The organism is Microthrixaceae bacterium, assembly GCA_016702505.1.
In the GTDB taxonomy this organism is placed as follows: domain Bacteria; phylum Actinomycetota; class Acidimicrobiia; order Acidimicrobiales; family Iamiaceae; genus Aquihabitans.
The window spans coordinates 70,818-83,725 of the sequence record JADJDU010000010.1 but is presented as its reverse complement, the minus strand read 5'-3'; the positions used below and the strand labels follow the sequence as shown (position 1 = coordinate 83,725).

The 12,908-nt window shown below is 67.3% G+C and carries 10 protein-coding genes; 5 read left to right on the top strand and 5 right to left on the bottom strand.

The features are described from left to right. Positions 1-8 precede the first annotated feature (8 nt). The gene (locus IPG97_11435; GenBank protein MBK6857128.1) at positions 9-1,913 is read left to right on the top strand and encodes a 1-deoxy-D-xylulose-5-phosphate synthase; all 1,905 of its coding nucleotides are present in this window, start codon (positions 9-11) and stop codon (positions 1,911-1,913) included. Between the two features lie 234 nt (positions 1,914-2,147). After that, on the top strand, positions 2,148-3,323 hold the full coding sequence (locus IPG97_11430; protein MBK6857127.1) for a triacylglycerol lipase: 1,176 nt from the start codon (positions 2,148-2,150) through the stop codon (positions 3,321-3,323). Positions 3,324-3,365: 42 nt separating this feature from the next. On the opposite strand, the gene IPG97_11425 is transcribed toward IPG97_11430, so the two are convergent. Further along, positions 3,366-4,067 (bottom strand): NifU family protein, encoded by a 702-nt coding sequence (locus IPG97_11425; protein MBK6857126.1) that lies wholly within the window; start codon positions 4,065-4,067, stop codon positions 3,366-3,368. Between the two features lie 135 nt (positions 4,068-4,202). Here IPG97_11425 and IPG97_11420 point away from each other — a divergent pair, with 135 nt between their 5' ends. After that, positions 4,203-4,844: a hypothetical protein gene (locus tag IPG97_11420; protein MBK6857125.1), complete on the top strand. Its 642-nt coding sequence runs from the start codon at positions 4,203-4,205 to the stop codon at positions 4,842-4,844. Positions 4,845-4,860: 16 nt separating this feature from the next. Then, entirely contained in the window at positions 4,861-5,820 is a 960-nt protein-coding gene (locus IPG97_11415) for a cation transporter (protein MBK6857124.1), read from the top strand. A gap of 13 nt (positions 5,821-5,833) precedes the next feature. Here the strand turns inward: IPG97_11415 and IPG97_11410 are convergent, their stop codons facing one another. Beyond that, on the bottom strand, positions 5,834-7,081 hold the full coding sequence (locus IPG97_11410) for an inositol-3-phosphate synthase (GenBank protein MBK6857123.1): 1,248 nt from the start codon (positions 7,079-7,081) through the stop codon (positions 5,834-5,836). 239 nt (positions 7,082-7,320) lie between these two features. Here IPG97_11410 and IPG97_11405 point away from each other — a divergent pair, with 239 nt between their 5' ends. Then, on the top strand, positions 7,321-8,505 hold the full coding sequence (locus IPG97_11405; protein MBK6857122.1) for an MFS transporter: 1,185 nt from the start codon (positions 7,321-7,323) through the stop codon (positions 8,503-8,505). 28 nt (positions 8,506-8,533) lie between these two features. On the opposite strand, the gene IPG97_11400 is transcribed toward IPG97_11405, so the two are convergent. The 3 genes from IPG97_11400 to murA all read right to left on the bottom strand — a co-directional run bounded on the left by IPG97_11400 (position 8,534) and on the right by murA (position 12,902). Further along, positions 8,534-10,351, bottom strand: a complete 1,818-nt coding sequence (locus tag IPG97_11400) for an ABC-F family ATP-binding cassette domain-containing protein (GenBank protein MBK6857121.1) — start codon at positions 10,349-10,351, stop codon at positions 8,534-8,536. 24 nt (positions 10,352-10,375) lie between these two features. Further along, positions 10,376-11,383, bottom strand: a complete 1,008-nt coding sequence (locus IPG97_11395) for a hypothetical protein (GenBank protein ID MBK6857120.1) — start codon at positions 11,381-11,383, stop codon at positions 10,376-10,378. 199 nt (positions 11,384-11,582) lie between these two features. Next, the gene (gene murA / locus IPG97_11390) at positions 11,583-12,902 is read right to left on the bottom strand and encodes a UDP-N-acetylglucosamine 1-carboxyvinyltransferase (GenBank protein ID MBK6857119.1); all 1,320 of its coding nucleotides are present in this window, start codon (positions 12,900-12,902) and stop codon (positions 11,583-11,585) included. Positions 12,903-12,908: the final 6 nt, after the last annotated feature.

The following is a 12,908-nucleotide window of genomic DNA, read 5'->3' as shown; positions in this document are numbered from 1 at the left end:
TCATCTCGATGCTGCTCGATTCCATCTCCTCGCCCGCCGATCTACGGCCGCTCACGGCTCCTCAGCTCGCGGTCCTGGCCCAAGAGATCCGTAGCGTGATCGTGGACACGGTCGCCCGAAACGCTGGCCACCTGGGGTCGAACCTGGGGGTGGTCGAGCTCACCTTGGCCCTGCACCGGGTGTTCCAATCCCCCCACGACCGCATCCTGTGGGATACCGGCCACCAGGCGTACGTACACAAGTTGGTCACGGGCCGACGGGGCCAGTTCGACGAGTTGCGACGTCCGGGCGGGTTGTCTGGCTATCCCAGTCGCTCCGAATCCGAGCACGATTTCATCGAGAACAGCCATGCGTCCACGGTGTTGTCCTACGCCCACGGCCTGGCCATGGCCGAGGATCTGCGACACGACGAGGCCCTGAGGCGCGGTGAGCCGGCCCCAGACCGCCGGGAGGTCGTGGCCGTGATCGGTGACGGTGCCCTCACCGGGGGCATGGCCTACGAGGCCTTGAACAACCTGGGGCACTGCGGCCGCAAGGCGATCATCATTCTCAACGACAACGGGCGATCGTACGCACCGACCGTCGGGCGCCTCACCTCGTCGGTGTCGCGGCTGCGCCTCGATCCTCGCTACGTGCGGCAGCGACGCCGGGCCGAGGAGATGGTGCGCCAGGTGCCCGGCATCGGTCAGCACCTGGCCTGGGGTCTGTCTGGGGCTCGGGCCGGGCTGCGAGAGATGCTGGAACCGCCGATCTTCTTCGAGACGTTGGGGGTTCGCTACAGCGGCCCCTTCGATGGTCACGACATCGAACTGTTGGAAGAGGCGCTGCGCAACGCCGCCGAGTTCGACGGTCCGGTGGTGGTGCACGTACTCACCACCAAGGGCAAGGGCTACCCGCCCGCCGAACAAGACGAGGAGAAGTGCCTCCACGACACCTCGGCCTTCAACCCCGAGATCGGTCCGCAGCCCGCCACCGGCGGGGCTCCGAGCTACACCACGGCATTCACCGAGGCCATCGTCAAGCAGGGCGAGGCCCGTCCCGAATTGGTGGCCATCACCGCGGCAATGCCCGGCTCTACCGGGCTGTTGCCCTTCGAGGAGAGATTCCCGGACCGTTTCGTGGACGTCGGCATCGCCGAACAGCACGCGGTCACTGCGGCGGCAGGCATGGCCATGGGCGGGCTCCGGCCGGTCGTCGCCCTGTACTCCACCTTCCTCAGCCGGGCCTTCGACCAGGCCAACCTCGACGTGGGACTCCACGGCCTGCCGGTGGTGTTCTGCCTGGACCGCGCCGGCATCACCGGCGACGACGGCCCGTCCCACCACGGCGTGCTCGACCTGGTGCTCCTTTCCAAGGTTCCGGGGATGACGGTGTTCGCCCCGTCGTCCTACCAGGAGCTTCAGGTGATGCTCAACGACGCGCTCGACCTGTGTTCGGGGCCGGTAGCCCTGCGGTGGCCCAAGACTTCGGCGAGAGAGGTCCCCGACGACGAGGTCGGCCATGGCTTGTCGGCGCGCAAAGCCCGCGACGGCGGAGACGTCTGCCTCATCGGAGTGGGCAAGATGCTCGGGACCTGCCTCGCCGCCGCCGAGTTGCTGGCCACCGAAGGAATCGAGGCAAGCGTGTGGGACCCACGGGTGGTCAAACCACTGGACACCATGATGCTCGATCACGCCGCCACCTTCTCTCACGTGGTCACGGCCGAGGATGGGCTGCGTGACGGGGGGATCGGTTCGTCGATCGCCCGTGAGTTGGCTGACCGATGCCGAGATCAGGACTCTGAGCCGCGGGTGACGATCCTGGGCATTCCCACGGCCTACATCGCTCAGGGCAAGCCAGACGCCATCCTGGCCAGCCTCGGCTTGGACGCCCAGGGGATCGCAGCGTCGGTGCGCGCCAGCCTCCACCGCTGAGCTACCGACCCAGCCCGATCCTCACGTTTCGCTCACCCGAACGCCCTGGGGAAACTGGTTGACAGAAGGCACACGCAACGTGACGATGGGCACGTGATGGTTACCACGCGGTAACCAGCCTCGTTCCACAGCCATTGTTTGTTCCCACCCCAACCTCCGGAGGAACCGGTGCCGGTACGTCCCTTCTCGCGGCGAGCCCCGTTCGCCAAGCTCGCCGCCCTTGCCGCCATCTCGATGGCCGCCTTCAGCCTCACCGCGTGTGACCCACCGCTGCCCAACCAGGACGCGTTCTACACGCCGCCGACATCGCTGTCGGGTCAGCCCGGTGACGTCATCCGGTCGCGTTCGAGCGTCTTCACGCTGGACCCCGTCGGCCACACCCCAGCCCCAGGGGTGAACGCCAAGCAGGTGCTCTACCGCTCCACCAACGCCATGGGCCAGGCCAACGCCGTTTCGGGCACAGTGCTGGTACCGACCACGCCCTGGCTCGGCCTAGGATCCCGTCCGCTCGTGTCGATGGGTGTCGGCACCCGCGGCATCGGTGACCAGTGCGCCCCCTCCTACACCCTCTCCCAGGGTGCCGACTACGAGGGCCTGTTCGTGCAGGCCGCCCTCAGCCGAGGATGGGCCGTGGCCATCAGCGACTACGAAGGCCTCGGCACCCCGGGCCTGCACACCTACGTGGTCGGCCGATCCGAGGGTAGAGCCCTCCTGGATATGGCCCGTGCCGCCATCCGGCTCCCCGGAACCGGCCTGTCGGCCAACACACCCGTCGGCCTCATGGGCTACTCCCAGGGCGGAGGCGCAGCCGGTTGGGCTGCCGAGCTGGCCGGTAGCTACGCCCCGGAACTGAAGATCAAGGGCACTGCCGCCGGAGGTATCCCCGGCGACCTGACCGCAGTGGCCAATTTCGTAGAAGGTGGTCCCATGGTCGGCCTGGCCCTGATGGCATCGCTGGGTCTCGACGCCGCCTACCCGGAGCTGAACCTCGAGAACTACCTGAACGCCAAGGGCCAGCAACTCGTGCAGGAAGCCGGCGAGTTGTGCCTGGTCGACGTGGACGGCATCGCCACCATCTTCAAGACCATGTTCTCAAGCCGAAACGACTACGTGAACAGCGATCCCCTGGTCGCCCCGGCCTGGCAGGCCCGGCTGGCCGAGAACAAGCTCGGCTCGACCAAGCCCAGCGCCCCAGTGTTCCAGTACCACGGCCTCGTCGACGAGATGGTGCCCTACCAGCAGGCCGCTGACCTACGCCGCACCTGGTGCGACAAGGGTGCGACGGTTACATGGGCCCCGCTGCCCGGCGAGCACGTGACCGGCATGGTCGAAGGGCAGTTGCCAGCCATGGACTGGCTGGCAGCCCGCTTCGCTGGCCTGCCCGCCGTCGGCAACTGTCTCCTGCCGTGATCGAATGGGTCGGCCGGCCTCAGGGTCGGCCGACCCGACCGATCAGGATGCGTAGAACGGCGTCTCGCCCGCAGCGTGATCAGTGCCGTCGACCACCTCGGTGATCTCGGGTATGTGTTGCATGATCGACTTCTCGATCCCTTCTCGCAGGGTGATGGCGCTGACGGCGCACCCCTGACATCCCCCACCCATGATCACCACGGCACGGGTTCCGTCGATCACCTCGAGAAGCGAAGCAAACCCGCCGTGGGCTGCCAGGGCCGGATTGATCTGCTGGGTCAGAAGCTGGTCGATGCGTTCTTCGACCGTCCCCGACAGCTCGATCTCGATGCCCGCGAGCGGATCAGGTCGATTTGGGTTGCGGATGACCAACCCGCCCTGGCCGGTGGCGGCCGGCAGGTCGAGGGTTGCCCCCCACAGCGAGTCGACAGAGTCGCGGGGTACCATCACCACCAAGTCACCCTGGTTGTAGACCAGATCGTCATCGGTGGCCGAGGCTCGATCCTCGAAGGACAGGTCATAGGAGTACTCGACTCCCTGCACTCCGTTGACCGCCACCCTCAACCCCAGGGTCTCGGGGTCGTCCTCGGCTGCAAGGATGCTCATCACCTGGCTCAGGGCATCCTCGGTGATCCGCAACGGAACCGTGCGCGCCGGCTCGGAGGCGGTTTCGTCGGTGGCAACCGGACTGGCCTGCCCCTCAGGTTCTTTGGTGTCAGTGGTGTCGGTGGCGGCGTCGTCCATGCCCGAGCAAGGCTATCGGGACCGACCACAGACCGACCCTGTCCGGCCTGACGCGCCCGACATTGAGCCACGTACGCCTCTAGTGTCGATACACCTGCCGCAGTCGGAGTTCAGTTCGGGCCGTCAGGAGGATCGATGCTGCTGGTGTTCGGCTTCAAGGTGCGCTTCTCCACCGTCGCCTCGCTGGTGTTCTTCTGTCCCGCCTGTGGTGGAGACCGAGCCGGAGCCCGCCGTCGAGCACGGCGGTGGTTGACCCTCTTTTGGATCCCAGTCCTCCCCCTCAACCGCTTGGGCGAGGTGGTCGAGTGCGAGACCTGCCACTCCCGTTTCGATCCGTCGGCCGCGGAACATCCGACCACGGCCTCGCTGGCAGCGGTCCTCGACGACGCCGTCCGGGTACTCACGTCCATGATCGTGGGGACGGGCGCCACTGACAACCCCAACCTGCGCAGGGCGGCGATCGAGCGCGTGGCCCAAGTTCACCCTGGATATGACGACACGGTGTTGACCAGTGACACCGCAGCATTGGATCCAGCTCTCGCCGAGTCCTACGTTGCTCCCCTCGCCGAAGGCCTGGAGGTGACCGGCAAGGAAGGGCTGATCGCATCGCTGGTTCGGGTGGCGCTGGCCTCTGGAACCGTCGCTGCCGACCAACGGCGGGTGATCGACAGCGTCGGGCGGGGATTGGGCCTCACCCCCACCCATGTCACCGGCATCGTCACCAGCGTGGTTGCCGAGAGCGCACCCGACCCCGAAGGCGGCCCGCCCCATCTCTGAGCCGTAGCCTGCGGCCATGTCGGGGCACTCCCACGGGCAGTCACATGGGCACTCACACGGGCACTCACACGGTGTGGGAGCCGCACGGGCCGGGGCCCGTCACCAGGCCAGGCTGGCTGTTGCGTTCGCCGTCTTGTTCGTGTTCATGGTCGTCGAGCTTGTGGTCGGCCTATTGACCGGTTCGCTGGCTCTACTCTCAGATGCTGGCCACATGGTCACCGACGTCGCCGGCCTAGGCATGGCCCTGGCCGCCATAAGGCTGGCCGACCGTCATGCCGCCGGTTCGGCAGCGTCGCACCCGACCCGCACCTTCGGCCTCTACCGCCTGGAGATCCTCGCCGCGCTGGCCAACGCAGTCCTGTTGTTCGGGGTGGCTGGATATGTCCTCGTAGAAGCCATCCAGCGCTTCGGGGATGCCCCCGAGATCAACAGCGGTCCCCTACTGATCGCGGCCGGGCTCGGATTGGCCGCCAACTTGGTGGCGTTCGCTCTGCTGCGGGAAGGGTCAAAGGAGTCAATCAACGTGGAGGGCGCCTACCTCGAGGTGCTGGCCGACACCATCGGCTCGGTGGGCGTGATCGTGGGGGCGGTGGTGATGCAGGTCACCGGCTGGAGCTGGGTCGATCCCGCAGTCGGGGTGGCCATCGGGCTGTGGGTAGTCCCCCGAACGTGGCGCCTGGCGTCCCAGGCCCTACGGATCCTGCTCCAGGCCGCCCCTGAGGACCTAGACCTGCCGGCGCTGACCCGCGACCTCGAAGGCTTAGACGGAGTGGTCGACGTGCACGACCTGCACGTGTGGACACTCACCTCGGAGATGGATGTGGCGTCGGCCCATCTGATGATCTCCAACGGCCAGGACGCCCATGCCGTGCTCGACGGAGCACGCGCCCTGCTGCAGGACCGCTACGGGATCGCCCATGCAACCTTGCAGGTGGAGCCCGAAGATCACCGGGGCTGCGACGACGTCACCTGGTGACGCTACGCCGCGCCTATTCGTCGTCGAGGTGGGTTATCGGGGCGTCACCCATGAGCTGACGCAGGGTGTTCTTCAGCTTCAGCAACTGGATGAAGATGTCATGTTCGGGATAGAGACCCGCCGCCGCAGGCTGGGGGCTCTTCCAGTAGAAGCTGAGCCACTCCTGCACACCTTCCATGCCGGCCCGCTTGGCCAGATCCAAGAAGAGGGCCAGGTCCAACACCAGCGGTGCCGCCAAGATGGAATCCCGGCACAGGAAATCGATCTTGATCTGCATCGGGTAGCCCAGCCACCCGAAGATGTCGATGTTGTCCCAGCCTTCCTTGTTGTCACCGCGGGGCGGGTAGTAGTTGATGCGGACGACGTGGTGGATGTCGCCGTAGAGATCCGGGTACCGGTCCGGCTCGAAGATGGTGTCGAGCACGCCCAGCTTGGACACCTCCTTGGCCTTGAACGACTCAGGGTCGTCGAGGACCTCTCCGTCGCGGTTGCCCAAGATGTTGGTTGAGTACCAGCCCTGCACTCCGAGCATCCGGGCCTTGAGACCGGGGGCCAGGATTGTCTTCATGAGGGTCTGGCCCGTCTTGAAATCCTTGCCGGTGACGGGCACGTGGTTCTGCGCCGCCAGCTCCAACAACGCCGGGGTGTCCAAGTTGAGGTTCGGTGCACCGTTGGCCACGGGAATGCCCAGCTTCAACAGTGCATAGGCGTAGATCTGGCTGGGAGCGATGTCTGGGTCGGAATCCTTCAGGCCCTGCTCGAACGCCGCCAGCGTCTGGTGGACGGCCGTGGGCTCCCGGTACACCTCGGTGGAACCACACCACACGGCCACCAGGCGGTCACAACCGTGCTTGTCGCTGAAGGCGTTGATGTCGTCGGCCAACTGCTGGGCCAGATCCCACTTGGATGACCCGTCTTTGATGTGGGTGCCGTGAAGGTTCTTGACGTAGGACTGCTCGAACACCGCGGTCATGGGCTTGATGGCCCGCAGTTCTTCGCCGAGTTGTTCGAGGAGGTGACGGTCCAACACCCCGGCCCGGCTGGCGGCCACGTAGGCATCGTCTTCGAACACGTCCCACCCCCCGAACACCAAGTCGTCCAGGCCGGCCAAGGGCACGTAGTCGGCGATGCGGGGCGAGTTGGCGTCGGACCGTTCACCTATGCGTATGTGACCCATCTGGGTGAGCGAGCCGATGGGCTGGGCGAGGCCCTTTCGGATGGCCAGGCAGCCCGCGATGAACGTGGTGCCGACCGCGCCCATTCCGGGCAGCAGCACACCGAGGCGGCCGGAGGCGGGGGCGACGTCGACGGGTTGGGCGTTGGGCACGGAGCGCTCCGGTCAGGAAGGGTTTGGGAAGGGCCGCCGCGTCCGCGACCGGGCGCGACCCGACCGTCGACGCTAGTGCGACAACGGCCCGACCTTCAGGTTGGAACCGACGGCGGGCGATCTCGCCGACCCGAGTCGCGTCCGGTCCGCTGGCTCCCATAGCGTCGGCAGCGATGGGTTCGGAGGTGACGATGCCGGCGCCAGACGCCCACGAGAAGGCGGTGAGAGCGGCGTTCTGGTCGCTCGGGCTCACGTCGGGAACCTGGGGGTCGAGGATCCCCGACGTCAAGGACGACCTGAGCCTGAGCGACGGTGCACTGGCCAGCGCCCTGTTGGGCTTGTCGATCGGCGCCGTCGTCGGGGCGTGGTTCGGTGGCGCCCTGGTAAGGCGCTACGGCGGACGCGGCGTGATCGCCTACTCGTGGATGATGGTGGGGGCCCTGTTGTCCGCTCCTGGCCTGGCCCCGACGTGGGCGAGCCTGGCCGCGGCTGCCCTGGCTGTGGGGGTGAGCGTGGGTGTGTTGGACGTGGCCATGAACGGTGCCGGAGTCCAGTTGGAGCAACAAGCCGATGAACCTCTCCTCAACGGGCTCCATGCCCGGTGGAGCGCCGGCGTTCTGGTCGGGGCGGGAATCGGTGCCGTGGCCGTAGCGTCGAAGGTGGCGGTCGCCGCCCACCTGGGCTCGGTCGGCCTGGGACTGGTGGTTGCTGCCCTCTACAACCGGAGCCGTCTACCCGACGGTCGCCTGGCCGCACCGGGCTTGGCCGACTCGGCGGAGCCATTCGACGAGCTGAGCGATCTGACCGGTCCCGTCCTGGTGGCGGGAGACAACGGACGGCTGGTGGCGTTGGCGGCCATCGGCGGGTTCGTCTTCTTGGGCGACGGAGCCCTGCTCGACTGGGTCGGCGTGTTGGTCCGCGACGAGCTGGACGGAGGAACCGTGTCAGGGGCCTTGGCCGTGACCGGACTGGCTGCGGGTGGTTTGGCCGGGCGCCTGTTTGGCGACCGCCTGACCACAATTTGGGGCCCGGCACCGCTGGTCCGACGGGGCGCGGCCCTGGCCGCGGTGGCCATGGTCGGAGTACTGACCAGTCCGGTGGCCGCCGTCGTCCCCGTGCTGTTGGTGGGAGTGGGGGCCGGACTGGCTCCCGCCGTTCCCCTGGCCTTCGCCGCCGCCGGAAACCGTTGGGGCGAACACGGCATCGCCGTGGTCACCACCGCCGGCTACGGCAGCTACCTGGCCGCGCCGGCGCTGGTCGGTGGGCTGGCTCACGCCACGACGTTGCGACTGGCCCTTATGGTGCCGTTGGTGTTGATCGTGGGCGTGATACCCCTGGCCTGGAGCACCGACCCCTGACCCATGTGACCGGCAACCCAGAGGGGGTTCAGGCCTCGGCCTCCTCGGCCAGCGCCAGCCATTCGTCCTCGGCCGCGGCGAGCTCTCCGTCCACAACCGCCAGCCGGCCTCCGATGTCGGCCAGCCCATGGTGGTCGGACGGATCGACGCTCGCCATCTCGGCCGCCAGCGCCTGGTGCTGCTTTTCGAGGGTCCGCATTCGCTTCTCGACGTCCTTGGTGAGGAAGCGCAAGGTGCTGGCGCTCCGCCCCGCAGAGTTGACCTTGCTCACCGAGGTGGCCTTCGCCCCCGACGCGGCATTACCCGACGCGGCTTTGCTCGCCGCGGCCGAAACCGGGCCAGTCGAACCCACCTCTCGCCGAGCCGCCTCCCACGCCGCGTAGCCACCGGCCACCCTTTCGGCGTCGTGGCTGTCGTCGATGACCAACACGTCGGCGACGGTGCGCTCCAAGAAGGCCCGGTCGTGGCTGACAACCACCAGCGCCCCCGGCCACTCCTCCAAGAAGTCCTCCAACGAACGCAAAGTGTCCAGATCCAAGTCGTTGGTGGGCTCATCGAGGAGCAACACGTTGGGACGCTGGGCCAAGATGAGCAGGAGCTGGAGCCGGCGACGCTCACCCCCAGACAGCGAGCCGATCGGGGCCCACTGGGCGTCGCCGTCGAACCAGAACCGCTCCAGCAGGGCGGCATCGGACCAGTCGGCGTTGCGGGCAGGACCGGCCACCGCATCTCGGACCCTCTGGTTCGGGTCCAAGTCAGCACCGAGCTGATCCCACAACGCCAGCGAGACGGTGGACCCGGTCACCACCTCCCCTTCCTCTGGAGCGACACGTCCGGCCATGACCTTCAGAAGGGTCGACTTCCCTGCCCCGTTCGGCCCGACGATGCCGAGCCGTTCTCGGGGGTCGAGTTTGAGGTCCACGCCGCGGAAGAGCCACGGTGCCTCAGCCCCGTAGCGGTGGCCCACACCATGGAGCTCGACCACACGATCACCCAGGCGCGGGGTCTCGGCGTGCAGTGGAAGCTCGCCGGTACGAGCTGCGGCCTGAGCCTTTCCGGTCACCACGGCGGTGGCCGAGGCGATGCGGGCCTTGGGTTTGGAGGTCCGGGCCGGGGCACCCCGTCGCAGCCAGGCCAGTTCCTTGCGGGCCAGGTTGCGTCGAACCGTCTCGGCCGTCGCCGCCCGTTCCTCCCGGCCCTGACGTCCCTCCAGATATCGGCCATAGCCGCCGTCGTGGATGAAGGCACCGCCCCGGTCCAGTTCGAGAATCCGGGTGGTCAGCCGGTCCAGGACGTGACGGTCGTGGGTGACCAGGATCAGCCCGCCCCGATGCTTGACCAGACGTTCCTCCAACCAGGCGATGGCATCGATGTCGAGGTGGTTGGTGGGTTCGTCGAGGATCAACAGCACGGCGTCGTCGTCGGGCCCTCCACCCGGGCCGACTTCGACCAGGGCTCGGGCCAGCGCCACCCGTTTGGTCTGCCCGCCCGACAGCCGGGTCGTGTCCACGTCGGCCAAGTCGTCAATTCCGAGCCGGTGGAGGATGGCGTCTACCTCCCACTCCCGTTCAGGGTGACTGCCGGGTGCAACCGCGGCCCGCACGGTGCCTTCCGGCAGGTCATCGGCCTGATCGAGCATCACCACCCGGGTGCTGCGGCCCGGACGCACCGTCCCCGCCTCGGGCTCGCTTCGGCCGGCCAGCACCCGCAGCAGGGTCGATTTGCCGGTGCCGTTGATGCCGACCAGCCCGAGGCGGTCACCGCTGGAAACTGTGAGCGACACGTCGTGGAACAGCCGACGGCCGGGCCTGGATGCGGATAGGTCAGAAGCCTGGAGGAGGATCATGGCCTCCCCACGCTAGAAGCCCGATCACTCGATGGTTATGGCCTTGTACATCTTGTTGGCGATGGCGTGCGGCGGACCGCCGGCCCGGTCCTGGATGAAGCAGACCAACAGGTAGGTCCGACCGCTCTCGAGCGGTTCGGCCATGGTGGTCCTGATGTCCAGTCCGGTGCTGGCGATGCCGGTGAAGGCGACCTCTTCGGGCGGGACGAAATCGGCAGGTGGTGGCTGGTCTTCGGGCATGTTGAGCATGTCCTCGAAGGCCTTCTCGGCCTCTACGGCCGTGGTCCCCTCGGGGAAGGCCATGATCGAGGCGAAGTGCACCTCATCGGGGCCTTCGTTCACGAACAGGATCGACTGGTCTCCGGCTTCCAGATCGGCGTCGAAGCTGTGGTCCTTGGCGGTGATGGTGCCGTCGGCCTCAGCCAGTTCAGCGCTGTCGTCGCCATCCACCACCGTCACTATCTTGGCCATGCCTCGGGAGCTGTGGACCATTCCCTCGGCCGGTGATCCATCCTCTTGGGCGGGCTGATCGGGGTCGCCGTTGGCTCCGCACAGGGCGACGTAGCGGCCGGGGGTGAGCAGGAAGTCGGCCTCGGCCGAAGCTCCGGGCTCGGCCTGGACCGGGACCACCACCGCCTCGGCGTAGTCAGGGAAGGGTCCGCCCTCGACCACCGGGGGAAAGTCCTTGTCGAACTGGGCCAGCGTGGTGTCCTCTGCCACCTGCACGAAGCCGAGGTCGTGGAGCACCGAGCCATCGTTGGTGAACGTGACACTGACCGCGCCGGCGGTGATCTCGTCGGGTATGCCCTCGAAAGCGAAATCGGTGGCCGTGACGGTCAGCTTCTGCGCCTCTTTGCCTGCTTCGCCCGACGGGGTCGATGCCGTCGAGTCACCCGAGGTGGCCGACGCCGGGCCCGAAGTCGAAGCGGCGACATCGTCACCCGATTCGTCGTCCCCGCATCCGGTGGCCAGCGAAACGACCAGCACCAACGCCACGATGGCGCGCGCCCACGGTTGAGACATGGTCCTCATGTTGGATCCTCGCAGTCGGTCGAAATCCCCTCACGGCCCTAGCGGAGGTCCGGTCGTCGTCGCTACCAGGTTGACCAGACCGAGACGATGCCTTGGCCCAACCATGCCGTGTCTATGGGCGGCTCACCCTTCGGCTCGCCTCCGTAGTTCCCTGCGAAGGAGTATGACGCATCTCACTTATCGTGGCTAGAAGTTCTTTTCACGTACGGAACGTGACCGGCTCGATTGAGAGCCCCAATTCGGCGAACTGACTGAGGGGCCGGTGGTAGCCGCGCTCGAGGTGGTGGATGCCCGAGATGGTGGACGGCCCGTCGGCGATGGCCGCCGCGATCACCGACGAGAACCCGGCCCTCACGTCGGGGACGTCCACCGCCGCGCCCCGCAACCGGGTGACCCCCTTGACCACAGCCGAATGGGTGGCGTTGGTGTCGTGGAACCGACACGACTCACCGCCCAGGCAGGTGCTGAACAGCTCTATCTCCGCACCCATCTGCTTGAGGGCATCGACGTAGACGAGGCGGTCCTCGTACACCGTCTCGTGCAGCACCGACATCCCGTCGGCCTGGGTGAACAACACGACCAGCGGGGTCTGCCAGTCGGTCATGAACCCGGGGTGGGTCTCGGTCTGCACCGCCGCGGGCCGCAAGCCGTGGGGAGCCGAAGCCTGGATGAAGTCATCGGTGATGGTGAACTGGGCGCCCATGCGGTTGAGGGTGGTGATGGCCGTCACCACCCGGTCCTGGGCGCAGCCGTGGACCCGCACCTCACCGCCGGTGACCAGGCCAGCGACCAGGTAGCTGAACGCCTCGTTGCGGTCACCGTCGAGCGAGGTCTCGGCCCCTCGCAGGCGCTCGACCCCATCGATGGTGAACTTGCGGCCGGGAGACATCTCGATTCGAGCCCCCATGCGCTGGAGGAACAAGGCCAGCTCGATCACCTCGGGCTCGGTGGCCGCACCGCGCAGCACCGTTCGCCCCTCGGCCAGCACCGCGCTGAGCAGCACGGTCTCGGTGGCACCGACGCTCGGATAGGGCAATTCGATCTTCGCCCCCCGCAGGCGTGCGGCCTTGGCCTTGATCCCGTCGTCGGTCACCTCGATCTCCGCGCCCAGCGCCCTCAGAGCATCGACGTGGAAGTCGACGGGCCGACGACCGATCTGGTCTCCACCTACGAAGGGGACGAACGCTTCCCCGTTGCGGTGTAGCAACGGGCCCAGCAGCAGGATCGGAATACGGTTGAGGCCGCTGAATGACAACGGCACCTCGGTGGTGACGCCGTCGTGGGGTTCGACCGTGATGGTGCCCGCCACCTGGTCGTGGTCCACCCCCACGCCCAGGGATCGCAGGATCTCAGTGGTGATGGCGACGTCGCCGACCTCGGGAACCCGCTTGATGGTGCTGGGACCCTCGCCCAGTACCGCAGCCACCATGTGCTTGGTGACGGCGTTCTTGGACCCGCGCACGAACACGTCCCCCCGCAGAGGACCCGACGGCGTGACCTTCCAAGCACCTACAACCATGGGGCA